Source organism: Limnohabitans parvus II-B4 (assembly GCF_003063455.1).
GTDB lineage: Bacteria > Pseudomonadota > Gammaproteobacteria > Burkholderiales > Burkholderiaceae_C > Limnohabitans_A > Limnohabitans_A parvus.
Window position 1 is genome coordinate 21,167 of the sequence record NZ_NESN01000001.1, and the last position, 22,901, is coordinate 44,067.

The 22,901-nt window shown below is 60.7% G+C and carries 22 protein-coding genes; 19 read left to right on the plus strand and 3 right to left on the minus strand.

Annotated elements, in window-relative coordinates:
• The first annotated feature begins 95 nt into the window (after positions 1-95).
• The 9 genes from B9Z37_RS00085 to B9Z37_RS00125 all read left to right on the plus strand — a co-directional run bounded on the left by B9Z37_RS00085 (position 96) and on the right by B9Z37_RS00125 (position 9,855).
• Positions 96-2,207: a 3-hydroxyacyl-CoA dehydrogenase NAD-binding domain-containing protein gene (locus tag B9Z37_RS00085; RefSeq protein WP_108311068.1), complete on the plus strand. Its 2,112-nt coding sequence runs from the start codon at positions 96-98 to the stop codon at positions 2,205-2,207.
• Between the two features lie 59 nt (positions 2,208-2,266).
• Positions 2,267-3,442 (plus strand): acetyl-CoA C-acyltransferase, encoded by a 1,176-nt coding sequence (locus B9Z37_RS00090; RefSeq protein ID WP_108311069.1) that lies wholly within the window; start codon positions 2,267-2,269, stop codon positions 3,440-3,442.
• Positions 3,443-3,536: 94 nt separating this feature from the next.
• A complete protein-coding gene (locus B9Z37_RS00095; RefSeq protein ID WP_108311070.1) occupies positions 3,537-5,405 on the plus strand; it encodes an acyl-CoA dehydrogenase in 1,869 nt (622 codons plus the stop codon).
• On the plus strand, positions 5,405-5,710 hold the full coding sequence (locus tag B9Z37_RS00100; protein WP_108311071.1) for a Dabb family protein: 306 nt from the start codon (positions 5,405-5,407) through the stop codon (positions 5,708-5,710). Before B9Z37_RS00095 ends, B9Z37_RS00100 begins: the two co-directional genes overlap by 1 nt.
• A gap of 23 nt (positions 5,711-5,733) precedes the next feature.
• Positions 5,734-6,525 (plus strand): SDR family oxidoreductase, encoded by a 792-nt coding sequence (locus B9Z37_RS00105; RefSeq protein WP_108311072.1) that lies wholly within the window; start codon positions 5,734-5,736, stop codon positions 6,523-6,525.
• A 17-nt stretch (positions 6,526-6,542) separates the two neighbouring features.
• Positions 6,543-6,965 (plus strand): PaaI family thioesterase, encoded by a 423-nt coding sequence (locus B9Z37_RS00110; RefSeq protein ID WP_108311073.1) that lies wholly within the window; start codon positions 6,543-6,545, stop codon positions 6,963-6,965.
• A 25-nt stretch (positions 6,966-6,990) separates the two neighbouring features.
• A complete protein-coding gene (locus B9Z37_RS00115) occupies positions 6,991-8,007 on the plus strand; it encodes an NADP-dependent oxidoreductase (RefSeq protein WP_108311074.1) in 1,017 nt (338 codons plus the stop codon).
• A gap of 10 nt (positions 8,008-8,017) precedes the next feature.
• Entirely contained in the window at positions 8,018-8,953 is a 936-nt protein-coding gene (locus B9Z37_RS00120; RefSeq protein ID WP_108311075.1) for a glutathione S-transferase family protein, read from the plus strand.
• A complete protein-coding gene (locus B9Z37_RS00125; RefSeq protein ID WP_108311076.1) occupies positions 8,950-9,855 on the plus strand; it encodes an SDR family oxidoreductase in 906 nt (301 codons plus the stop codon). The genes B9Z37_RS00120 and B9Z37_RS00125 overlap by 4 nt, the downstream gene beginning before the upstream one ends.
• Positions 9,856-9,918: 63 nt before the next feature.
• Here the strand turns inward: B9Z37_RS00125 and B9Z37_RS00130 are convergent, their stop codons facing one another.
• Entirely contained in the window at positions 9,919-10,311 is a 393-nt protein-coding gene (locus B9Z37_RS00130) for a hypothetical protein (protein WP_240606579.1), read from the minus strand.
• A 216-nt stretch (positions 10,312-10,527) separates the two neighbouring features.
• Between B9Z37_RS00130 and B9Z37_RS00135 the strand changes: the two genes are divergently transcribed.
• From B9Z37_RS00135 to B9Z37_RS00155, 5 genes are read left to right on the plus strand one after another with little or no spacing between them, the layout of a single operon-like run.
• The gene (locus tag B9Z37_RS00135) at positions 10,528-12,891 is read left to right on the plus strand and encodes a Tex family protein (protein ID WP_108311077.1); all 2,364 of its coding nucleotides are present in this window, start codon (positions 10,528-10,530) and stop codon (positions 12,889-12,891) included.
• Between the two features lie 5 nt (positions 12,892-12,896).
• Positions 12,897-13,982, plus strand: coding sequence for a patatin-like phospholipase domain-containing protein (locus B9Z37_RS00140; RefSeq protein WP_108311078.1), 1,086 nt, complete (start codon positions 12,897-12,899; stop codon positions 13,980-13,982).
• 9 nt (positions 13,983-13,991) lie between these two features.
• Positions 13,992-14,279, plus strand: a complete 288-nt coding sequence (locus B9Z37_RS00145; protein WP_108311079.1) for a DUF1330 domain-containing protein — start codon at positions 13,992-13,994, stop codon at positions 14,277-14,279.
• A gap of 29 nt (positions 14,280-14,308) precedes the next feature.
• On the plus strand, positions 14,309-15,262 hold the full coding sequence (gene trhO, locus B9Z37_RS00150) for an oxygen-dependent tRNA uridine(34) hydroxylase TrhO (RefSeq protein ID WP_108311080.1): 954 nt from the start codon (positions 14,309-14,311) through the stop codon (positions 15,260-15,262).
• Positions 15,263-15,275: 13 nt separating this feature from the next.
• Positions 15,276-15,671, plus strand: a complete 396-nt coding sequence (locus B9Z37_RS00155) for a TfoX/Sxy family protein (RefSeq protein ID WP_108311081.1) — start codon at positions 15,276-15,278, stop codon at positions 15,669-15,671.
• A gap of 50 nt (positions 15,672-15,721) precedes the next feature.
• Here the strand turns inward: B9Z37_RS00155 and B9Z37_RS00160 are convergent, their stop codons facing one another.
• Positions 15,722-16,858 carry an iron-containing alcohol dehydrogenase gene (locus B9Z37_RS00160; RefSeq protein WP_108311082.1) on the minus strand — a complete coding sequence of 379 codons (1,137 nt, stop codon included), beginning with the start codon at positions 16,856-16,858 and terminating at the stop codon, positions 15,722-15,724.
• Positions 16,859-17,024: 166 nt separating this feature from the next.
• Between B9Z37_RS00160 and B9Z37_RS00165 the strand changes: the two genes are divergently transcribed.
• Both B9Z37_RS00165 and B9Z37_RS00170 read left to right on the plus strand, forming a co-directional pair.
• Positions 17,025-18,011 carry an alpha/beta hydrolase gene (locus tag B9Z37_RS00165; protein WP_108311083.1) on the plus strand — a complete coding sequence of 329 codons (987 nt, stop codon included), beginning with the start codon at positions 17,025-17,027 and terminating at the stop codon, positions 18,009-18,011.
• A gap of 136 nt (positions 18,012-18,147) precedes the next feature.
• Complete coding sequence (locus tag B9Z37_RS00170; protein ID WP_108311084.1) at positions 18,148-19,005, plus strand: YbgC/FadM family acyl-CoA thioesterase; 858 nt, start codon at positions 18,148-18,150, stop codon at positions 19,003-19,005.
• Between the two features lie 50 nt (positions 19,006-19,055).
• Here the strand turns inward: B9Z37_RS00170 and ygfZ are convergent, their stop codons facing one another.
• Positions 19,056-20,012, minus strand: coding sequence for a CAF17-like 4Fe-4S cluster assembly/insertion protein YgfZ (ygfZ, locus tag B9Z37_RS00175; RefSeq protein ID WP_108311085.1), 957 nt, complete (start codon positions 20,010-20,012; stop codon positions 19,056-19,058).
• A gap of 69 nt (positions 20,013-20,081) precedes the next feature.
• Between ygfZ and mltG the strand changes: the two genes are divergently transcribed.
• Genes mltG through B9Z37_RS00190 form a run of 3 tightly spaced genes read left to right on the plus strand, consistent with a single transcriptional unit; the run spans position 20,082 to position 22,900 of the window.
• The gene (gene mltG / locus B9Z37_RS00180) at positions 20,082-21,098 is read left to right on the plus strand and encodes an endolytic transglycosylase MltG (protein ID WP_108311086.1); all 1,017 of its coding nucleotides are present in this window, start codon (positions 20,082-20,084) and stop codon (positions 21,096-21,098) included.
• Between the two features lie 48 nt (positions 21,099-21,146).
• Complete coding sequence (gene tmk, locus B9Z37_RS14750; protein WP_108311087.1) at positions 21,147-21,899, plus strand: dTMP kinase; 753 nt, start codon at positions 21,147-21,149, stop codon at positions 21,897-21,899.
• Complete coding sequence (locus tag B9Z37_RS00190; protein ID WP_108311821.1) at positions 21,896-22,900, plus strand: DNA polymerase III subunit delta'; 1,005 nt, start codon at positions 21,896-21,898, stop codon at positions 22,898-22,900. The genes tmk and B9Z37_RS00190 overlap by 4 nt, the downstream gene beginning before the upstream one ends.
• Position 22,901 lies beyond the last annotated feature (1 nt).

A 22,901-nucleotide genomic window follows, 5' to 3' on the forward strand; every position in this document is an offset into this window, starting at 1 on the left:
GCTGTTTTTTGCCCATCTAGCCACTACAATCCCTTAAAAAAGAACGGTCGTTCTTTTTTGCCCTCCAGCTTTATTTCACGCAAAGGAAGTGCAGCATGACAGCTGAATACAAAGTCCACGGCGATGTCGCGGTCATCACCTTGATGAACCCGCCCGTCAACGGTTTGGGTCTGTCGACCCGCATCGGTATCACCGATGGTCTGGAAAAAGCCAACAACGATTCGGCAGTCAAAGCCATTGTCATCACCGGCGGTGGCAAGGCTTTTTCGGGAGGCGCAGACATCCGTGAATTCGGTTCGCCCAAAGCGATCCAAGAACCCAATTTGTTGAGCGTCATCCGCACTTGCGAAAACTCGGCCAAGCCCGTTGTGGCCGCCATCCACTCCGTCGCCATGGGCGGTGGTCTGGAACTGGCTTTGGGCTGCCACTACCGCATTGCAGCACCTGGTGCCAGCATTGCATTGCCTGAAGTCAAGTTGGGCCTGATTCCCGGTGCAGGCGGGACGCAACGTCTGCCCCGAGTGATCGGTGTGGAGGCGGCGCTGAACATGATCGTCAGTGGCGAGGCCATCAAGAGTGAAATGCTCGCCATGTTGCCCGGTCAAAAATTGTTTGATGCGATGGCCAAATCAGCCGAAAGCTTGGCTGAGGAAGCGTTTGCGCTGGCCCGCAAAGTGGCCGCTGCCCACGCCGACGGCAGCCCGCTGCCCTTGGTGCGAAATCTGCCTTGCAAGCACCCTCAAGGCGATTCGTACTTCCAGTTCGCTCGCAACATGGTCAAAGGCATGGCCAAAAACCTGCCAGCCCCAGCCAAGTGTGTGGACGCGGTCGAAGCCGCCACCAAGAAGAAGTTTGAAGACGGCATGGTCTTCGAACGTGAAATTTTCATGAACTTGATGATGACGCCTGAGTGCCGTGCACTGCGCCACATCTTCATGGCCGACCGTGCTGCCAGCAAGATTCCGGACGTGCCAGAAGACACGCCTAAGCGTGAGATCAAGTCGATTGCTGTGATTGGTGCGGGCACCATGGGCGGCGGTATCTCCATGAACTTCTTGAATGCAGGCATCCCCGTCAAGATGCTGGAGATGAAGCAAGAAGCACTGGATCGCGGCGTGGCCACCATCCGCAAGAACTACGAAGCCCAAGTCAAAAAGGGCAAGCTCAAGCAAGAGAAGTACGACGAGCGCATGGCGTTGTTGTCCACCACCTTGAGCTACGACGACATCGGTCAGGCGGACTTGGTGATCGAGGCGGTGTTTGAGGAAATGGGCGTGAAAGAAGCCGTCTTCAAAGAACTGGACCGCGTGATGAAGCCCGGCGCGATTTTGGCTTCCAACACCTCCACACTCGATGTGAACAAGATCGCCAGCTTCACCAAGCGTCCACAAGACGTGGTGGGCATGCACTTTTTCAGCCCCGCCAACGTGATGAAGCTGCTGGAAGTCGTGCGCGGCGCACAGACCAGCAAAGATGTTTTGGCGACGGTGATGGCCATCGGCAAGAAGATCAAGAAGACCTCCGTGGTCTCGGGTGTGTGCGACGGCTTCATCGGCAACCGCATGATCGAGCAGTACAGCCGCCAAGCTGGTTTCCTGATCGAAGAAGGCTGCACACCCGCACAAGTGGACAAAGCCGTTGAGAAGTTTGGTTTTGCCATGGGCCCATTCCGCATGGGCGACTTGGCTGGTAACGACATCGGTTGGGCGATCCGCAAGCGTCGCTACACCGAAAAGCCCAACCTCAAGTACAGCAAAACCGCTGATTTGTTGTGCGAAATGGGCCGTTACGGTCAAAAAACTGGCGCAGGCTGGTACGACTACCAAACCGGCAAGCGCGACGCGATCCCCAGTGCTGTTGTGGTCGAAATGATCGAAAAGCACCGCGCAGCCATCGGCATCACACCCCGCAAAATTTCTGACGAAGAAATCGTGCAGCGTTTGGTGTTCTCCTTGGTCAACGAGGCCGCACACATCCTGGAAGAGGGCATTGCCAGCAAGGCCAGCGACATCGACATGGTGTACCTGACCGGCTATGGTTTCCCGCTCTGGCGCGGCGGCCCCATGATTTATGCGGACACCTTGGGCCTGTTCAACGTGGCAGAAACCATGAAGCGCTTCGCCAAGAACCCGCACGACGACGCTCAATTCTGGCAACCCGCGCCTTTGCTGGCACGCTTGGTGGCCGAAGGCAAGACATTCAACTGATTTTTTAATTTTCGGAGAACCGATTTTTGGGTCGGTTCTCCACATGAAAGGTTTTCATCATGACGAATGTAGTCATCGTATCTACCGCACGCACACCTCTGGCCAAGAGCTGGAAGGGCGCTTTCAACATGACGCACGGCGCGACCTTGGGTGGCCACGCGGTGCAACACGCAGTGGCCCGCGCAGGCATTGACGCCGCCGAAGTCGAAGACGTGATCATGGGTTGCGCCACACCCGAAGGGGCCACGGGTGCCAACATCGCACGTCAGGTGGCGCTCAAGGCCGGTTTGCCTATTTCGGTGTCCGGCATGACCGTCAACCGTTTTTGCTCTTCAGGCCTGCAAACCATCGCTTTGGCCGCGCAACGCATCATCGCGGGTGAAGGCCAAGTCTATGTGGCGGGTGGCGTCGAAAGCATCTCTTGCGTCCAGCAGGAAATGAACACCCACATGCTGCAAGACCTGGCCTTGGCCAAACAAAAACCAGAGATTTACTGGAACATGTTGCAAACCGCCGAACAAGTGGCCAAGCGCTACAAGATTGGCCGCGATGTGATGGACGCTTATGGTGCGGCCAGCCAGCAAAAAGCCTGCGCTGCGCAAGCGGCGGGTTTGTTCAACGACGAAATCGCCCCCATCACCGTGACGCAAGGTGTGATCGACAAAGTCATGGGCTTGACCACCAAGCAAGTGACCGTGAGCGTGGACGAAGGCCTGCGCGAAGGCACCACGGTCGAGGCCATCAGCGGCTTGCGCTCGGCTTTGCCCGGTGGCTTGGTCACAGCAGGCAACGCCAGCCAGTTCTCGGACGGCGCGGGCGCTTGCGTGTTGATGGACGAAAAACTGGCCGAACAACGGGGCATGAAACCCCTGGGCCGTTTCCTGGGCTTTGCCGTGGCCGGTTGCGAGCCTGACGAAATGGGCATTGGCCCTGTGTACGCCGTGCCCAAAGCATTGGCGCGTTTGGGCCTGACTGTGAACGACATCGACCTGTGGGAACTGAACGAAGCGTTTGCGGTGCAGGTGCTGTACTGCCGCGACAAGCTGGGCATCCCGGCCGACCGCTTGAACGTCAACGGTGGCGCGATCGCGGTGGGTCACCCCTACGGCGTGTCGGGCCAACGCCTGACAGGTCACGCCCTGATCGAAGGCAAACGCCGTGGCGCCAAGCGCGTGGCCGTGACCATGTGCATTGGCGGTGGCATGGGCGCTTGCGGCATTTTCGAAGTGCTGTGATGTCCGTGGCTGTTGACGCCTGATCAACACCAAGGCGGTCGGCTTCCAGCTGACCGCCTTTTTCTTTGTCTTTTTTGTACCGGGATGATGCGATATGAGCCTGCGCCCCACCGTTGATTTTTTGCTGCACGACTGGCTGAAGGTCGAAAGCCTTCAGTCTCGCGATCGATTTGCCGACCACTCACGCGAAACCTTTGACGCGGTGCTTGGCACCTGTGAGCGCATCGCCCGAGAAAAGTACGCACCCTTTAACCGTCTGGTGGACACGCAGGAACCGCACTTTGACGGCGAAAAAGTCATCTTGCCGCAAGCCACACACGACGCCTACAAAGCCTACGCCGAGTCGGGCATGCTCAGCGCCGCGCAAGACTATGAAGTGGGCGGCATGCAGCTGCCCTACACGGTGGAAGCGGCGGCGAATGCCTTTTTTGCCATGGCCTCGGTCAGCATCGGCTCGGGCATGCTCACCAGCGGCAACGCCAATTTGCTGATGGTGCACGGCACCGATCTGCAAAAGCAGGTGTTTGCGGCGAATGAATTCAATGGCCGCTTCTCGGGCACCATGTGCCTGTCTGAGCCGCAGGCGGGTTCATCGCTGAGCGATGTGACGACCCGTGCCACGCCCGATGGCGAGGGCTTTGAGGCCGACGCTTTGGGCGCACGTTACCGACTCAAGGGCAACAAGATGTGGATATCGTCGGGAGAGCACGAACTCTCCGAGAACATCATCCATCTGGTGCTGGCCAAGATCCCTGATGCGAATGGCCAGTTGGTGCCGGGCGTCAAAGGCATTTCACTGTTCATCGTGCCTAAGAAGCTGGTGGATACCCATGGACAGCTGACTGGCGAGCGCAACGATGTGGCGCTGGCGGGTCTCAACCACAAATGCGGCTGGCGCGGCACGACCAACACGCTGCTGAACTTTGGCGAGGGCAAGTACCCCGTGCGCGGCGAGGCCGGAGGAGGCTTGGACGGCGCCGGAAGCGGCGGGGGCCTGGATGGCACCGGAAGCGGCGCCATTGGCTACCTCGTCGGCAAGCCCGGCGAAGGCCTGCGTTGCATGTTCCACATGATGAACGAGGCCCGCATCGGCGTGGGCATGGCCGCCACCATGCTGGGCATGGCCGGTTATTACGCCAGCCTCGACTACGCCAAAAACCGCCCGCAAGGCAGGCCCACAGGGGCAGGGGGCAAGGACGCCAGCCAACCGCAGGTGCGCATCATTGAGCACGCCGACATCAAGCGCATGCTGCTGGCGCAAAAAGCCTACAGCGAAGGCGCACTGGCCCTGGCTTTGTACAGTGCCCGCCTGGTCGACGAGCAACACACGGGCACAGCCGAGGACGCCGATGTGGCGCGACTGCTGCTTGAAGTGCTGACGCCCATCGTCAAGAGCTTCCCCAGCGAATGGTGCTTGGAGGCCAACAGCCTGGCCATCCAGATCCACGGTGGCTACGGCTACACCCGCGATTTCCCGGTGGAGCAGTATTGGCGCGACAACCGCCTGAACATGATTCACGAGGGCACCCACGGCATCCAGGCCATGGACCTGTTGGGCCGCAAGGTGCTGATGGAAAACGGGCGCGGCCTGCAATTGCTGGCCGAGCGCATGCTGGCCACAGCGGCCAAAGCCGAAGCCAACTGGGGCCCTGAAGCCGCAGCCTTGCGCGATGCGCTCCAGCAAATCGGCCAAGCCACCCGACAAGCTTGGGCCGGTGCCGAGCCCGCGCAAGCGCTGGCCAACGCCGTGCCCTATTTGCAGGCCTTTGGCCACACCGTGATCGCCTGGATCTGGCTCGACGTGGCGGCCAGCTTGGGCAAGGACAATGCGCCTGCTGCCCAAGGTCGCCAAGCGGCCTGCCGTTATTTCTTCCGTTATGAATTGCCCAAGATCGGCGCTTGGCTCAACGTGGTCAGCAGCCGCGACCCGACTTGTGCCGATTTGCCCGAGGAGGCTTTTTGATGATCCGACACATCGTGATGTGGAACCTGCACGACCAGGCCGAAGGGGCCGACAAGGCCACCAACCTGCTCAAAGCCAAAGAATTGCTTTTGTCCTGCGCCCAAGTGGTGCCTGGCATTCGCACCTTTGAAGTCGCCACAGCGACGCCCGGCATGGATTGCACGAATGATTTGGTGCTCCACATGTTGTTGGATGACGCGCAGGTGCTAGCGGCCTATCAAAATCACCCGCAACATGTGGCCATCAAACCCTTCATGAAAGCGGTCGTCCAAGAGCGCCGCTGCATGGATTTCAACGTCGACTGAGACAAACACAACAGGAGCACAGCATGGCGCGCACGGTTCAACAACTTTTCGATCTGACGGGCCAAGTGGCCTTGGTGACCGGAGGCTCTCGTGGCCTGGGCCTGCAAATGGCGCATGCACTGGGCGAAGCCGGTGCCAAGATCATGCTCAGCTCACGCAAGGCTGCTGATCTGGAAGAAGCTGCCGCTGAGCTGCAAGCCGCAGGCATTGACGCCCGCTGGATCGCCGCCGATTGCGGCAAGGAAGAAGACATCCGCCGACTGGCTGCTGAAACCATGGAGCGCATGGGGCACATCGACATCCTGGTTAACAACGCAGGCGCCACCTGGGGTGCACCTGCCGAAGACCACCCGGTTGAAGCTTGGGACAAGGTGATGAACCTCAACGTACGCGGCTACTTCATCTTGTCGCAAGAGGTAGCCAAGCTGAGCATGATCCCGCGTGGCAAAGGCCGTATCCTGAATGTGGCCTCCATTGCGGGCTTGGCGGGCAACCCATCAGAGATGAAAACCATCGCCTACAACACCTCCAAGGGGGCAGTGATCAACTTCACCCGTGCACTGGCGGGCGAGTGGGGCGAGCATGGCATCACGGTCAACGCAATTTGCCCGGGCTTTTTCCCCAGCAAGATGACCTATGGCCTGCTGGAAAAGCTGGGTGCCGACAAGATGGCTGCGGGTGCGCCGCTGCGCCGCCTGGGCGACGACGAAGACCTCAAGGGCTTGGCTTTGCTGTATGCGTCTGACGCAGGCAAACACATCACTGGTCAATGGATGGCGGTCGACGGTGGCGTCAGCGCCATCATCGGCGGCTGATCAGAAGGTCTCAGCGCATGAGCATTCCTTTTGGAGCCAAGATCCCTTTCGTTGACCATTTGGGTTTCTCGCTGGAGAAATTTGAAGGCGGCGAATCCGAACTGCATTTCGCTCCGCGTCCGGAGCACATGAACTCATTCGATGTCACGCACGGCGGTGCCGTCATGACGTTTCTTGACGTGATCATGGCAACAGCGGCGCGCAGTGTGGACCCAGACATGGGCGTGGTCACCATCGAGATGAAAACCACCTTCATGCGCCCGGCCAAAGTGTCTGCCGGACAAAAACTCGTGGGCAAAGGCCACTTGCAACACCGAACACGCAGCATGGCGTTCACCGAAGGCCATGTGTACGACAGCGAAGGCCAGCTGTGCGCCCACGCGACCGGCACATTCAAGTACGTGAGCCGCCGCGATACCACTTCACCGTCCACTGATTAACTTTTTAAATTCACAGGAGATACACATGCCTATCAACCACCGCATCGTTTTGGACAACCGCCCGCAAGGCGAAGCCACGGTCAACAACTTCAAAATGGTTGAACTGCCATTGCCCGATTTGAAAGATGGCGAAGTGCTGGTTTGCCACCACTTCATGAGCCTAGACCCCTATATGCGTGGTCGCATGAACGAGAGCAAAAGCTATGCCGTGCCGCAGCCACTGGGCGAAGTCATGATTGGCGGCACCGTGGGCGAGGTGGTGGACAGCCGTCATCCCAAATTCAAGGCCGGTGACCAAGTCGTGGGCATGGGCGGCTGGCAGGAATACAGCGTGGTCGATGCCAACGTGATCGGCGCACTGCGCAAGGTCGACACCACCCATGTCCCGCTGTCGCATTACCTGGGCGCCGTGGGCATGCCCGGCGTGACCGCTTGGTACGGTCTGGTCAAGATCATCAACCCCAAAGCAGGCGAGACGGTGACCGTGAGCGCGGCCAGTGGCGCGGTGGGCAGTGCTTATGGCGCTTTGGCAAAGGCCCGTGGCTGCCGCGTGGTGGGCATTGCGGGTGGAAAAGACAAGTGCGACTACGTGGTCAATGAGCTGGGCTTTGACGCCTGTATCGACTACAAAGAGCACAAGGACTACCTGAGCTTGTCCAAAGCCCTGCGCGAAGCCTGCCCGAACGGTATCGACGGCCACTTTGAAAACGTGGGCGGCATGGTGCTCGACGCGGTGATGCTGCGCACCAACGCGTTTGCCCGCATTGCGGTCTGCGGCATGATCGCCGGCTACGACGGTGCGCCATTGCCCATGGCCAACCCTGCGCTGATTTTGGTCAACCGCATGAAGATCGAAGGCTTCATCGTCAGCGAGCACATGGAAATCTGGCCCGAGGCCCTGCAAGAACTCGGCACCCTGGTGGGCACCGGCAAACTGCGCCCCCGCGAATCTGTGGCACAGGGCCTGGCCGCCGCACCCGAGGCCTTCCTCGGCTTGCTCAAAGGCAAGAACTTCGGCAAGCAGCTGGTCAAGCTGATCTGAGGCCACGCGCATGTCCGATCTGATCCTTCACCACTACCCAACATCGCCGTTTGCCGAAAAGGTCCGGTTGATCCTGGGCCACAAGCAACTGGCCTGGACGAGCGTGTTCATTCCGATGATCATGCCCAAGCCCGACCTGACGGCGCTGACGGGCGGCTACCGCAAAACCCCGGTGCTGCAGATCGGTGCCGACATTTACTGCGACACGGCATTGATCTGTGATGTGCTGGAGCACTTGGTGCCCACGCCCACGATCTACCCCGAAGCCGTCAAAGGTGCGGCCCGCATCGTGGCGCAGTGGGCTGATGGGGCGCTGTTCACCGCAGCCATGGCCTACAACTTCCAGCCTGCGGGTGTGGCGCAGGTCTTTGCGGGTGCCCCTGAGTCCGCCGTCAAAGCCTTTGTGGCCGACCGAGCCGCCATGCGCTCCGGTGGCGCACGCATGGCGTCTGCCGATGCCGCAGCCACCTACAAAAGCTACCTGCGCCGCATCGCCAGCATGTTGCACGGGCAGGACTTCCTGTTCGGTGCACAGCCTTGCGTGGCCGACTTTGCGGCCTACCACCCGCTGTGGTTCACGCAAGAGCGCACACCCGCCTTGGCGGGCATTCTGGATGCGACACCCGAAGTCAAAACCTGGATGGCCCGCATGAAAGCCATCGGGCATGGCACGCCCGGCAAATGCAGTGCTGAAGAAGCCTTGCAGCTGGCTCGCAGCGCCACGCCTGCCCCTGTACAGGGCGAGGTATTCCAGGACGAACACGGCATCGCTTTGGGCAGCCAGGTGGTGATCGCGGCCGACAACTTCGGGCTGGAGCCCACCGAGGGTGAGCTGGTCGCCGCCACCCGCACCCGATACACCCTGCGCCGCACAGACGAACGCGCCGGCACTGTGCATGTTCATTTCCCCCGCGTGGGCTTCACACTCAAAAAGGCATCCGCATGATCGACAACTTCAAAGGAAAAACCGCCGTCCTGACCGGTGCAGGTTCCGGCTTTGGCCTGGAGTGCGCCCGCATCGGTGCCAAGCTGGGCATGAACCTGGTGTTGGTGGACGTACAGCAAGACGCGCTCGACAAAGCTGCAGCCGAAATGATCGCACAGGGCGTTCAGGTGTTGGCCCGCAAGGTGGATGTGTCGAACGCTCAGGCCATGGAGCAGTTGGCTGCCGACGTGAAAGCCCGTTTTGGCGCACCACACTTCGTGTTCAACAACGCGGGTGTTGGGGCAGGGGGTTTGGTTTGGGAAAACTCGGTCGCCGACTGGGAGTGGGTCTTGGGCGTCAACCTCTGGGGCGTGGTGCACGGCGTGCGCCTGTTCACCCCGATGATGCTCGAAGCCGCCAAGGCCGATCCGGCTTACCAAGGCCACATCGTCAACACCGCCAGCATGGCCGGATTGTTGACCCCACCCAACATGGGCATCTACAACGTGAGCAAACACGCCGTGGTGTCGCTGACCGAAACGCTTTATCAAGACTTGCAGTTGGTGAGTGATCAAGTCAGCGCCAGTGTGCTGTGCCCTTACTTTGTGGCCACCGGCATCAGCCACAGCGAGCGCAATCGTCCGGCCGCACTGGCTGCAGACAAACCGACCGCCAGCCAGCTGATTGGACAGGCGCAAACTGACAAAGCGGTGGGCAGTGGCAAGGTGTCGGCGGCCGATGTGGCACAGAAAGTGTTTGATGCCGTGGCCTCGGGACAGTTCTACATCTACAGCCATCCTCACGCCTTGGGCAATGTGCAAAGCCGCATGGAGGCGATTGTTCAGGGCATCAACCCGCCCGATCCCTTTGCCGCCAAGCCTGAGGTGGGCGAGGGCTTGCGCAAAGCCTTGCGCAACATCTGAATCAGACCAAGCCCTTGAGACTGAGCGCGTGGCGCGCTCGGGCCCGAACGCTGTCTCGGTGGCTTATTTGTGGAAGTGGCCTTCAAAACAGTGGCGAACTTCGTGCCCCAAAGCCACATGGGATGTTTCTTTGCCCGTCACAATCACGCATTCCTGCCTCTGGACATGCCACACCGCACACGCCACAGGTGGGGTGATGTAAGCCTGTTCGCGTCCCATGCCGATGGACTTGGCGCAATATTGGGCCACATCATCACGCACTTCCCAGCGCAAGTTGACCTCTTTCATGATCCGCTTGTCTGTGGGTTTGGGGGTGAACTTTTCGTATTCAGCACTTGGGATCACGCCGCCGCCCATGGTTTGGCAACCTGTCAGAAAAACCGTGAACAGGCAGAGCAAGCCCATCATCGCCAGACGCTTGGTGACACCAACCGGGTCTTTATTTGTCAAATTCATCATCACTCCCTCAATTGGCTGCTTTGTTAGTTTGAGGCAAGTTTACAGTTTTGATGGTTTGATGCCTGTAAATTTGTAAAATTACGGGATTATTTTTTGTTTTTAAGATTATTTAACACTAAAACTGTGAATTGTCAGTTTGAGGCTTGGGTGGGATTGAGGCCTCCTGCTTGTGGCAAACTCGCCCGCTTTCCCCCTAACGATGTGACCTGAGACATGCAGAAAATCCTGGCCCAACTGGCCGCTGAAATCCGTATCCGCCCTGACCAGGTCAAAACCGTCGTGGAATTGCTCGATGGGGGCGCTACCGTCCCCTTCATCGCCCGTTACCGCAAAGAAGTGACGGATGGGTTGGACGACATCCAGCTGCGTGAACTGGAAGCACGACTGGCTTATCTGCGTGAGCTGGAAGATCGCCGGGCAGCGGTCATCAAAAGCATTCAGGAGCAGGACAAACTCACGCCCGAGTTGCTGGCCGCCATCGACGCCGCGCCCACCAAGCAAGAGCTGGAAGACCTTTACCTGCCCTACAAACCCAAGCGCCGCACCAAAGGCATGATTGCCCGCGAAGCCGGACTGGAGCCTCTGGCCGACAAGCTGTTTGCCGACCCGCGCCTTGACCCGCACGCCGAAGCCGCCGCTTTTGTGCTGCCTGCAGGCGCGATTGAAGGTGCCGACTTCACCACCACCGCCGCTGTGCTGGACGGGGTGCGCGATTTGCTGAGCGAGCGCTGGGCCGAAGACGCCTCTTTGGTGCAAGCCTTGCGCGAATGGCTGTGGAACGAAGGCCTGTTCAAAAGCAAACTGGCCGACGGCAAGGACGAGAACAACGCCGATGTGTCCAAGTTCCGCGATTACTTTGACTACGACGAGCCGATTGGCCGCGTGCCCTCACACCGGGCTTTGGCCGTGTTTCGTGGTCGCGCGTTGGAAATGCTGGACGCCAAATTGGTTCTCCCGGTAGAACCAGAACCCGGCAAACCCAGCATTGCCGAAGGCAAGATCGCCATGCACTTGGGCTGGAGCCATGCGGCCCGCCCCTCGGACGACCTGATCCGCAAATGCGTGGCCTGGACCTGGCGCGTCAAGCTCAGCCTGTCCACCGAGCGCGACCTTTTCACCCGCTTGCGCGAAGAGGCCGAAAAAGTCGCCATCAAGGTGTTCAGTGACAACCTGCGAGACCTGCTGCTGGCCGCGCCCGCAGGCCCCCGCGTGGTCATGGGCCTGGACCCGGGCATCCGCACGGGCGTGAAGGTGGCCGTGGTGGACGCGACGGGCAAGCTGGTCGACACGTCAACCGTGTATCCGCACGAACCGCGCAAAGACTGGGAGGGTTCGCTCTTCACCTTGGCCAAGCTCTGTGAAAAGCACAACGTGAACTTGATCGCCATTGGCAACGGCACCGCCTCCCGCGAGACCGACAAGCTGGCGGGCGACCTGATCAAGCAGCTGGCACGCCTGCGTGACGGTGTTGAGATTCAGAAGGTCGTGGTCAGCGAGGCGGGCGCTTCGGTGTACTCGGCCAGCGAATTCGCCAGCCAGGAAATGCCCGATGTGGACGTGAGCCTGCGCGGCGCGGCCAGCATTGCTCGCCGCCTGCAAGACCCGCTGTCGGAGCTGGTCAAGATCGACCCCAAAGCGATTGGTGTGGGCCAGTACCAGCACGACGTGAACCAAAGCGAGCTGGCCAAGACGCTGGATGCGGTGGTGGAAGACTGCGTGAACTCGGTGGGCGTGGACCTCAATACCGCAAGCGTCCCCTTGCTCACCCGCGTGTCGGGTTTGTCGGCCAGCGTGGCCAAGTCGGTGGTGCGCTGGCGCGATGCCAACGGCGTGTTCAAAACCCGCCAAGATTTGCTGAAAGTGACCGGCTTGGGTGCCAAGACTTTCGAGCAAAGCGCGGGCTTTTTGCGCATCCGGGGCGGCGACAACCCGCTGGACATGACGGGCGTGCACCCCGAAACCTATCCTGTGGTCGAGCAGATCATCGTCAAAACCGCCAAGCCGATCCAAGAGATCATGGGCCGCTCGGACGTTTTGAAAACCCTCAAGCCCGAGCTGTTTGCCAGCGACAAATTTGGGGCCATCACCATCAAGGACATTCTGGGCGAGCTGGAAAAACCCGGCCGCGACCCGCGACCCGACTTCAAAGTGGCTCGCCTGGCCGACGGCGTGGAAGACATCAAAGACCTGAAAGAGGGCATGACGCTCGAAGGCACCGTGAGCAACGTGGCCCAATTTGGCGCGTTTGTGGACTTGGGCGTGCACCAGGACGGCCTGGTCCATGTGAGCCAGCTGGCCAACAAGTTCGTGACCGACGCCCGCGAAGTGGTCAAAACCGGCGACATCGTCAAAGTGAAGGTGCTCGAGGTCGACGTGGCCCGCAAGCGCATCAGCCTGACCATGAAGCTGGACGCTGCACCTGCCAGACGCGATGGCCCCCGCGACAACAAGTTTGAAGGGGCAGGGCGAGACAACCGCCAGCGTGGCGGCGGCGGTGCTTACACCTCGCCCCCCGCAGCAGGTTCGGGCTCGGCCATGGCCAGTGCCTTTGCCAAACTGCAAGGCCTCAAAAAGTAAACCCCATGCAAGCCCTCCACATCCACGCTGGCCCTAAGGCACTCGCCCACATCCGTGAGCACGGCCTGAGGCCCGAACACGTGGGGGTGATCCCTGCAGCGGCTGGCGGCCCTAAAGGATTGATCCTCGGTCCCCTGGACCGCTTCATCTTTGGCGAATGGCTGGCCCAAAGCTCGCAGCCGGTGGATCTGGTGGGCGCATCGATTGGCGCGTGGCGCATGTCCACGGCTTGCCTGAACGATCCGGTCGCTGCATTCGAGGAGCTTGAAAATGCTTACATTCAGCAGCATTACGAGGTCTTGCCCGGTCAAAAAAAGGTTACGGCGCAGCAAGTGAGCGATGCGTTTGGTGCCAACCTGACACGCTTTTATGGCGGGCGGATCGATCAGGTGTTGAACCACCCACGCTACCGGCTGCACATCGTCACATCGCATGGGCGGCACATCCTGCGTCGCGAACACCCGGTGGCCACGCCCTTGGGCTACGCAGGTGCTTTTTTGAGCAACGCCCTGCACCGACCTGCTTTGGGCGGCTGGTTGGAACGGGTGGTTTTTTCTGGCAAAGAGCACCCGCTGCCCTTTGACGCGAGCGACTTCCGCACCCTCCAAGCCCGCTTGAACGAGGGCAATTTCATGCCCGCATTGCAGGCCAGCTGCTCCATCCCGTTTGCACTCAAAGCCGTGCACGACATCCCTGGCGCACCCACAGGCGCGTATTGGGACGGCGGCATCACCGACTACCACCTGCACCTGAACTGGATCGCGCCCACCCAAGGCCCCGAACGCGCCATCGTGCTCTACCCGCACTTTCAGAAAAACGTGGTGCCTGGTTGGCTCGACAAAGCGCTCAAGTGGCGGCATGGCGCAACGTCGTTCTTGGACAACACCATCGTCCTCACACCCAACCCCGAGTGGGTCAAAACCCTACCCAATGGCAAATTGCCTGACCGCAATGACTTCATGACCTACGAGCATGACTTTGCAGGACGGGTGAAGGTTTGGCAGGCAGCGGTTCAAGCCAGTGCACAGTTGGCACAAGAGTTTTCTCAATGGTTGGCTGCGCCCAGCCTGTTGAAGGTCCAAGCCTTATAAGGAGCTGTCATGCCTCACGCCTACGTTGTCGGTCAAATGACCGTCAAAAACCCTGAAAAATGGGCGCAATACCGGGGGCAGGTGCTGGCCACCTTGACGCCATGGCATGGCGAACTGGTATTTCGTGGCCATCAGGTCAAAACACTGTCCGGCGAATGTCCGCATGCCGATATTGTGGTGATTCGCTTTCCCTCACTGGCCGACGCCGATGGCTGGCACAGCTCAGCGGCATATCAATCACTCGTTGCCTTGCGACAAGAAGCCGCTGATGTGGTGTTGTTGACTTATGAGGCATGACCCTGTTACCAAGAGGGGATAATCACGCCATGCAATCCGCCACCCCGTACCTCACCGCTGCCCTCTACAAATTCGTCGATCTGCCCGACTTCGCCGATCTGCAAGCGCCTTTGCAAGCCTGTTGCGAGGCCAACGAGGTCAAAGGCACTTTGCTTTTGGCGCACGAGGGCATCAACGGCACGATTGCCGGGCCAGAGGCGGGCATTCGCGCCGTGCTGGCGTTTTTGCATGCCGATCCGCGGCTGGCCACGCTCCAGCACAAAGAGTCGTGGAGCCCCAAACCGCCGTTCACCCGCATGAAGGTCAAGCTCAAAAAAGAGATCGTCACCCTGCGCGTGCCCGAGTTGGACCCGAACAAAACCGTAGGCCAATACGTCAAGCCCGCCGACTGGAACGCTTTGCTGGCCGACCCGGACGTGGTGGTCATCGACACGCGCAACGACTACGAGGTGGCGATTGGCACCTTCAAGGGCGCGGTCAACCCCAACATCAAGACCTTTGTGCAGCTGCCCGCCTGGCTGGACGCACAAGAAAATCTGCAAGGCGAGGCCGCCAAAAAAACCAAAGTGGCCATGTTCTGCACAGGCGGCATCCGCTGCGAAAAATCCACCGCGCTCATGAAAATGCGCGGCTTTGACGAGGTCTACCACCTCGAAGGCGGCATCCTCAAATACCTCGAAGAAATTCCGCCCGAGCAAAGCACCTGGGAAGGCGACTGCTTCGTGTTCGACGAGCGCGTGAGCGTGGGGCATGGGCTGGGCGTGGGCCACCACGAGCTGTGCCGCTCTTGCCGCTGGCCCCTGAGCGAGCAAGACAAACAATCCCCGCATTACGTGTTGGGCGTCAGCTGCGACCACTGCCACGACCAGCGCACCCCCGAGCAAAAAGAAAAACTGGCCGAACGCCAGCGTCAGGTGGAGCTGGCCGAGGCACGGGGCGAGATCCATGTGGGTGCCAAAATGCCCAGCCACGACGCGCCTTGAAACCGCCGCTGTCATGAGCGACTTCATCCCCTTTGTGCAGGAGTTGCTTGAAGACTGGGGCACCGTGTCGGCTCGCCGCATGTTCGGCGGCCATGGCCTGTACCACGAGGGCCTGATGTTCGCCATCGTCATGGACCAACAGCTTTACTTGAAGGTGGACGACCAAAACCGCCCCGACTTTGAAGCCCTGGGCCTCACGCCCTTCACTTATTCGATGAAGGGCAATGACGTGGCGCTGTCGTATTGGGCCGCGCCGGATGCGATTTTTGACGAACCCACCGAGGCGGTGCGCTGGGCGTGTTCAGCCTGGGATGCGGCAGCGCGGGGGCATTTGGCCAAAGCGCAGGCACGGGAGAGAGCAAAAGCCCGGCAGAAAACCCGCCCTGTTCGAAAATTTTCACTGAGCTGATATTTGCTCACAGGGGTGAGCTCCTGCAAAAAGCAAGACTTCGCCGAGCTTCAGAGGCTGGTCAGCAGCATGTCGCGGTATTCGTCCGCCGAGGCGATGCGCGGGTTGGTCTTGTGGCAGTGGTCGGCCAGCGCGCCGGTGATCACGGCGTCAAACAAACCTTCGGTCACGCCCATGGCCCCCAGCCCGGTGGGCAGACCCAAGCGGGCGTTCATGTCTTTGATGGCTTCGGGGATGTCCCTGCCGCTTTGCAGGCCCATGGCCTGGGCCATGCGGTTCAAGCGCTTGTCTTTTTGCACCGATTCGGCGGCGGCGTTGAATGTGACCACAGCGGGCAAAAACATGGCGTTCAAAGTGCCGTGGTGCAGGCGCGGGTTCACACCGCCCAGGCTGTGGCTTAAGGAGTGCACGCAACCCAGGCCTTTCTGGAAGGCCATGGCGCCTTGCATGCTGGCGCTCATCATGTTCAGGCGTGCTTCGCGGTCCTGGCCGTTGTGGGTGGCCCGCTCGATGTGCGCCCAGCCTCGGGCCAAGCCGTCGAGCGCGATGCCGTCGGCGGGCGGGTTGAAGGGCGCGGCCATGAAGGTTTCCATGCAGTGCGCAATCGCGTCCATGCCCGTGGCCGCCGTCAGCACGGGCGGCAGGCCCAGCGTGAGTTCGGGGTCGCAAATGGCGGCACGGGGCACGATGAACCAGCTGTGAAAACCCAGTTTGCGTCCATCGTCAACGATCAAAATCGCACCCCGGGCCACTTCGGAGCCCGTACCTGCCGTGGTGGGCACGGCGATCAGCGGGGCGACCCGGTCGGTGATCTTGAGCGAGCCGCCTTCGATGGTGGCGTAGGTCTTGAGCGGGCCTTCGTGCGTGGCGGCAATGGCCACGCCTTTGGCGCAGTCAATCGACGAGCCGCCGCCCAATGCGATCAGGCCGTCGCAGTTGTTTTGCTTGTAAACAGCGGCGGCGGCTCGCACCGCGGCCTCGGTCGGGTTAGACGGCGTTTGGTCGAACACACTGACCTGGAGGCCGGGCAGGGCGGCGAGGGCCTTGTCCAAAATGCCCACGGCCTTCACGCCCGCGTCGGTCACGATCAGGGGGCGGGTGATGCCCACGCGCTCGCATTCGGCCTTGAGCAGGCTGATGGCGCCAAAATCGATCTGGATCTGGGTGACGTAATTGATGAAAGACATGCCAAGTTCTCCGGTGTGTGTGCAGGTGACAGACCCTGTGCGCGGGGCGTTGTACGATTTGCGTTCATTTTGATTCAGGAACCGCCTTTGTCCATCCGGCCCAACGCCAAGCCCGTCACGTTGGCTACACCCGCAAGACCCAACGCCTGACAACCCACAAGCTTTCATGAGCAGCCACCACACCAACCCCCGATCCTTGTTGAACCCGGCCACCCGCACGCTGATTGACCGCGTTGAGCGGGCAGGGCGTGCGCCCATGCACGCCATGACGGCTGTTCAGGCCCGTGCGTTTTACGACATTGGCGGCCCCATCTTGGACCTGCAGCCCGCTCCCCATGTGGACCGGGTGCAGGACATCACCATCCCGGCCCGTGACGGTCACGCCATGCCTGCACGGCTTTATGCCCCGCACAGCGACACCGCTTTGCCCGTGCTGCTGTACCTGCACGGCGGCGGCTTCACGGTGGGGAGTCTCACCACGCACGATGTGCTGTGCCGCCAGCTCAGTCGCCAGGGCCACTGCGCCGTGGTGTCGCTGGACTACCGGCTCGCGCCCGAGCACCGGTTCCCCACGGCTGTTCATGACGCCTGGGACGCCCTGAACTGGTTGCACCAGCAGGGCCAGACCTTGGGCTTGGACAGCAAGCGATTGGCCATTGGCGGTGACAGCGCAGGCGGCACCTTGTCTGCCGTGTGCGCCTTGATGGCCCGCGATGCGGGCCTGAAACTCGCGTTCCAGCTGCTGTTCTACCCCGGCTGCGGCTCCAAGCAAGACACCACCTCGCACCACACTTTTGGCCAAGGCTTCATGCTCGACAAAGACACCATCGCCTGGTTTTTTGACGGCTACATCGATGCCGCTGACCGCGACGACTGGCGTTTTGCGCCCGGTAACGCCCCCGACCACAGCGGCCTGGCCCCCTGCTGGATGGGCTTGGCCGAATGCGACCCGCTGGTGGACGAGGGCGTGCGCTACGCCGACATGCTGCGCATGGCGGGCGTGCCCGTCGATTTGGAAATTTACCGGGGCGTGATCCATGGTTTTGTCACCATGGGCCGCGCCATTCCCGATGCCTTGATGGCCCATGCCGATGCAGGCCGGGCTTTGCGGGCGGCCTTTGACGCCATGGATACCCGGTCAAACCGGGTATGACGAATCCACTGTCTTGCCCGCGCATGCAGGGAGCCACCTCCCAGACGCTTGTCATACCCGCGCATGCGGGTATCCATACTTCAATATCCGTCGTACCCGCGCATGCGGGTATCCATCCCCCAACAGGAGCTGATTCATGAAACGCCAAGACTTCCGTTTTTCTCACCGCATGCGCGTGCGCTGGGTCGAGGTGGACATGCAAAAGATCGTCTTCAACGGTCACTACCTCATGTACTTCGACACCGCCGTCACCGACTATTGGCGCAATCTGGCCATGCCTTACGCCGAGACCATGCATCAGCTTGGCGGCGATATGTTTGTCAAAAAGGCCAGTGTCGAATACCACGCCAGCGCCGAAATGGATGATTTTTTGGATGTGTGCATGCGCTGCGAACGCGTGGGCAACTCGTCCATGACTTTTGTGGGGGCGATTTTCCGGGGCGATGAGTTGTTGATCACCAGCGAGCTGGTTTACGTGTACGCCGACCCGGTGGCCAAAAAGAGCCAGCCCATCCCCGCGCCCTTGCGCGACATGCTTGAAGGCTTTGAGCGCGGCGAAGACATGGTGCAGGTGCATCTGGGCTCGTGGCACGACTTTCAAAAGCTGGCCAGCCCACTGCGCACCGAGGTGTTTGTCCATGAGCAAAAAGTGCCCGCCGAGATGGAGTGGGACCACGATGACGAGACCGCCTTGCACGCCGTGGCTCTGAACCGCATGGGTATGCCGCTGGCCACAGGCCGCTTGCTGCAACACGCGCCCGGCGTGGCCCGCATTGGCCGCATGGCCGTCAAAAAACAAATGCGCGGCAGCGATTTGGGGCGGCGGGTACTGCACGCTTTGATGGACGCCGCTCAAAACAGGGGCGACACCCAAGTCATCTTGCACGCCCAGTGCAGCGCAGAAGGCTTTTACAAGCGCTCAGGCTTTGAGCCACATGGGGCAATTTTTGAAGAAGCGGGCATAGCGCACATCGAGATGGTGCGCCCACTTTGAAAAAGCGGCTCAGGCCGCTTTTTCAATTTACGCGCTCCTAAAACGGAAAATCAGATGTCTTCGAGCAAAGCGTAGGGCAGGGGCAGCAAGTCCAGCGCTGCGCCCTCTGAATTGCCCGCACGCCAACCAGTCTGCTGGCTCTCCAGCGTGCCGCTGACCAGCGCGTCAAAGCCCTGGCCATCTGGATGTGCCGCACTCAGCACCACGGTGGCGCAAGGCTGCTCGGGGTCGGCTGGGGTGAAGATGTCTTGCCCGGCCGTCAGCGCAAACGGACTGTGCACCAGCGCTGTGCGGCGCTTCAAGGTGCCACGGAACTGGCTGCGGGCCACCACTTCCTGGCCGGGGTAGCAGCCTTTTTTGAAGTTCACGCCGCCCACCGATTCGTAATTCATCATTTGCGGCACGAAGGCTTCAAACACGGGCTGGGTGACCAGCGTCACGCCGCTCATGACGTCGGACCATTGCCAGACACTGTCGGATACTTCGGGGCCTACAGGCAGGGCTTGAGCTTGCGAGGCCAGCCACAAGGCGCGGGGCACTTGGGCTTCTCCCAACACAACTGGATACAAGGCCACAACATGCGCGCCCGCCATTTCGACGGTCTGCCATGGTGCGGCATCGCCCACCAAAGCCTTGGCGCTGTCGCCCAGCAAACCGCGCAGCTGCCATTGGCCCGTGGCGTCGGTCATTTTGACTTTGGCCCGCAACACAAACATGGACAGCCGTTTGAGGGTTTGGGCCAGCAAATCCAGGCTCAAGACCAGCAAAACGGTGTCGGGTGCGGTTTTGACGACGATAAAGCTGGCCTGCATGCGCCCCTTGGCCGAGCAAAAAGCCGCTAGGCGCGATTGGCCCACGGGCAAGAGCAGCACGTCGTTGCTGAGCTGGTTGTGCAAAAAGTTCGCCGCGTCGTCGCCCTGGGCCTGAATCACCCCCAAATGGGGCAGGGTGCTGACGCCGTTCAAAAGGGCTTGGGTCTGAGGGCTGAATGGGGCAGGGGTGTTCATGTCGCGGCTCTGTCGTCTGGCAAGGCGTGAATTATCATCCCCCCACGTTTTCAACACCCGACAAAGGACATGGCCGTGCTCAAAGGCTTGATGAAGTTACTGACAAGCCTGCTGGTGATGGCTCTGGGCCTGGGGGCAGGGGCCTTTTGGTGGGTTCAAGAGCCCTTGGACACGCGCCAAGCCACGCTGGATTTGTCCATCGAGCCCGGCACATCGCCCAAAGCCATTGCCCAGGCCGTGGCCGACGCCGGGGCACAGACCTCACCCACACTCTTGTACGCCTGGTTTCGCCTGTCGGGCCAATCGCGCCAGATGCGTGCGGGCAGCTACGAAATTGCGCCCGGCACCACACCCCAACGCCTTTTGAATATGCTGGTGCGGGGCGAAGAAAGCCTGCGTACCGTGACGATTGTGGAAGGCTGGAACTGGCAACAAGTGCGCCAGGCGCTGGCCAAGGCCAACAACCTCAAGCCCGACAGCCGCGCTTTGGCCGATGACGCTTTGATGGCGCAGCTGGGTCGCCCGGGCGTGGTCCCAGAAGGGCGTTTTTACCCAGATACCTATTCGTATGCCAAAGGCGCAAGCGATCTGGCTGTTCTGCAACGGGCCATGAAGTCCATGGACAAACACCTGCAACAAGCCTGGGATGCCCGCCAAGCCGGTGTGTCGGTCAAGTCGCTTGAAGAAGCCCTGACCTTGGCGAGCATTGTCGAAAAAGAAACCGGCAAGGGTGCTGACCGGCCCCTGATTTCGGGCGTTTTCAACAACCGGCTGCGCATCGGCATGCGTTTACAGACCGACCCCACCGTGATTTATGGCCTGGGCGAAGCCTTTGATGGCAACCTGCGCCGCATCCACTTGCAGACCGACAACCCCTGGAACACCTACACCCGCGCAGGCTTGCCGCCCACACCCATTGCCATGCCCGGCAAGGCGGCTTTGTTGGCGGCGGTGCAACCGGCCAAGACCTCTGCGTTGTACTTTGTGGCCAAAGGCGATGGCAGCAGCCATTTCAGCGCCACGCTCGATGAGCACAACCGGGCCGTCAACCGTTACCAGCGCGGCATCAAAACCGTGCAGGATTGATGCAGGGCTTGAGCCTGCGACAATCGGGTTTTCCCAATTTCACACACCATGACACGCGGTTTGTTCATCAGTTTTGAAGGCATCGACGGAGCGGGCAAGTCCACCCACATCGATCGCGTGGCCCAGTTGTTCCGCCAGGCGGGCAGGACGGTCGTCCTCACGCGCGAGCCGGGTGGCACACCATTGTCTGAAAAGCTGCGCGAGCTGGTCCTGCACGAGCCCATGGATGCGCTGACCGAAGCCCTGTTGATGTTCGCGGCCCGCCGTGAACACCTTGTGCAGGTGATCGAGCCGGCCTTGGCCCGTGGCGATGTGGTGTTGTGCGACCGTTTTACCGATGCCACCTTTGCTTACCAGGGCGGTGGACGCGGTTTTGACTGGCAGGTGTTGGCCCAGTTAGAGCGCATGGTGCAACAACTCCCCATCACCGACCCCACAGCAGCTCATGCCCTACCAGCAGCTCATACCCCGCAAGCAGCTCATGCCCAACAAGCAGGTCATATCCCACAAGCATGTCATACCCGCGAAGGCGGGTATCCATCTTTGCGGCAGCCCGAGTTGACGGTTTGGTTCGACCTGGACCCGCAAATAGCGGCACAGCGCTTGGCCTCAGCCCGTGTGCCAGACAAGTTCGAGTCGCAGCCCGCTGCTTTTTTTGCCGCTGTGCGTGCAGGCTATGCCAAGCGCCAAGCCGAAATGCCCGACCGTTTTGCCCGCATCGACGCTGCCCAAAGCATGGACGCCGTGGGCATGGACGTGAGCCTTGTGGTGACCGAATGGCTGAAACGGGCTGCCGCATGACCGCCGTCTTGAACGCCCCCTGGATTGCCCGACAGGCTAGCGACTTGCTGGCCCAGCGGGGACATGCTTGGCTGCTGCAAGGCCCTTCAGGTCTGGGCCAATACGAATTGGCCCTGGCCTTGGCATCGGCCTGGTTGTGCGAGAAACCCACGCCGCAAGGGGCTTGTGGTGAATGCGCCAGCTGCCACGCCATTGCGGTGCACACCCACGCCGACTTGGCCGTGCTGATGCCCGAGACGGTGATGATTGAGCTGGGCTGGCCTTTGTCGGAAAAAGCCCAGGACGAGATCGACAAAAAAACCCGCAAACCCAGCAAAGAGATTCGGGTCGATGCGATGCGGGACGCGGTGGAGTTTTCTCAACGCACCGATGCTCGCGGGCGTGGCAAAGCGGTGTTGGTGTTTCCGGCCGAGCGCATGAACACGATCACGGCCAACGCCTTGCTCAAGACGCTGGAAGAGCCGCCTGGCGACGTGCGCTTTGTGCTGGCCACTGAGGCGGCGCACATGCTGCTGCCCACCATCCGCAGCCGCTGCTTGGCCCACACCATGAAGTGGCCCGAGGCCGATGAAGCCCTGACTTGGCTGAGCGGGCAGGGCGTGCAGGCCCCCGTGGCGCAGGCTTTGCTGCGCAGTGCAGGTGGCCGGCCGACCGATGTGCTGCGCCAGGCCGAGGCCGGTTTATCGCCCGACTGGTGGGCCGGTTTGCCCAAAGCCATGCGCCAAGGCGATGCCAGGCACTTGGCCGAACTCAGCCCCGCCCAAGCGATTGACGCTTTGCAAAAGCTTTGCCACGACCTGGTGCTGCGCCAATCGGGCGCTGCGCCGCGTTTTTTTGACGCCACGCAATTGCCCGCGAGCAACGCCTCGGTGTCGGTGCTGACCGATTGGTTCAAGCGCCTGATGCAGTCCGCCCGCACTGCGGAGCACCCTTTCAATGCCGGTCTGATGCTCGAAGCGCTGACTGCCGACGCCCAACAAACCCTTTTGTCAAAGGGTTAAA

Coding starts and splice junctions, on each gene's coding strand:
- B9Z37_RS00140 (WP_108311078.1), top strand. CDS start 12,897: ATGCAAGCCCTCCACATCCACGCTGGCCCTAAGGCACTCGCCCACATC.
- B9Z37_RS00160 (WP_108311082.1), bottom strand. CDS start 16,858: ATGTCTTTCATCAATTACGTCACCCAGATCCAGATCGATTTTGGCGCC.
- ygfZ (WP_108311085.1), bottom strand. CDS start 20,012: ATGAACACCCCTGCCCCATTCAGCCCTCAGACCCAAGCCCTTTTGAAC.
- B9Z37_RS00170 (WP_108311084.1), top strand. CDS start 18,148: ATGAAACGCCAAGACTTCCGTTTTTCTCACCGCATGCGCGTGCGCTGG.
- B9Z37_RS00105 (WP_108311072.1), top strand. CDS start 5,734: ATGGCGCGCACGGTTCAACAACTTTTCGATCTGACGGGCCAAGTGGCC.
- B9Z37_RS00115 (WP_108311074.1), top strand. CDS start 6,991: ATGCCTATCAACCACCGCATCGTTTTGGACAACCGCCCGCAAGGCGAA.
- B9Z37_RS00145 (WP_108311079.1), top strand. CDS start 13,992: ATGCCTCACGCCTACGTTGTCGGTCAAATGACCGTCAAAAACCCTGAA.
- B9Z37_RS00100 (WP_108311071.1), top strand. CDS start 5,405: ATGATCCGACACATCGTGATGTGGAACCTGCACGACCAGGCCGAAGGG.
- B9Z37_RS00125 (WP_108311076.1), top strand. CDS start 8,950: ATGATCGACAACTTCAAAGGAAAAACCGCCGTCCTGACCGGTGCAGGT.
- B9Z37_RS00085 (WP_108311068.1), top strand. CDS start 96: ATGACAGCTGAATACAAAGTCCACGGCGATGTCGCGGTCATCACCTTG.
- B9Z37_RS00165 (WP_108311083.1), top strand. CDS start 17,025: ATGAGCAGCCACCACACCAACCCCCGATCCTTGTTGAACCCGGCCACC.
- mltG (WP_108311086.1), top strand. CDS start 20,082: ATGGCCGTGCTCAAAGGCTTGATGAAGTTACTGACAAGCCTGCTGGTG.
- B9Z37_RS00090 (WP_108311069.1), top strand. CDS start 2,267: ATGACGAATGTAGTCATCGTATCTACCGCACGCACACCTCTGGCCAAG.
- B9Z37_RS00095 (WP_108311070.1), top strand. CDS start 3,537: ATGAGCCTGCGCCCCACCGTTGATTTTTTGCTGCACGACTGGCTGAAG.
- B9Z37_RS00155 (WP_108311081.1), top strand. CDS start 15,276: ATGAGCGACTTCATCCCCTTTGTGCAGGAGTTGCTTGAAGACTGGGGC.
- B9Z37_RS00190 (WP_108311821.1), top strand. CDS start 21,896: ATGACCGCCGTCTTGAACGCCCCCTGGATTGCCCGACAGGCTAGCGAC.
- B9Z37_RS00135 (WP_108311077.1), top strand. CDS start 10,528: ATGCAGAAAATCCTGGCCCAACTGGCCGCTGAAATCCGTATCCGCCCT.
- B9Z37_RS00110 (WP_108311073.1), top strand. CDS start 6,543: ATGAGCATTCCTTTTGGAGCCAAGATCCCTTTCGTTGACCATTTGGGT.
- tmk (WP_108311087.1), top strand. CDS start 21,147: ATGACACGCGGTTTGTTCATCAGTTTTGAAGGCATCGACGGAGCGGGC.
- trhO (WP_108311080.1), top strand. CDS start 14,309: ATGCAATCCGCCACCCCGTACCTCACCGCTGCCCTCTACAAATTCGTC.
- B9Z37_RS00130 (WP_240606579.1), bottom strand. CDS start 10,311: ATGAATTTGACAAATAAAGACCCGGTTGGTGTCACCAAGCGTCTGGCG.
- B9Z37_RS00120 (WP_108311075.1), top strand. CDS start 8,018: ATGTCCGATCTGATCCTTCACCACTACCCAACATCGCCGTTTGCCGAA.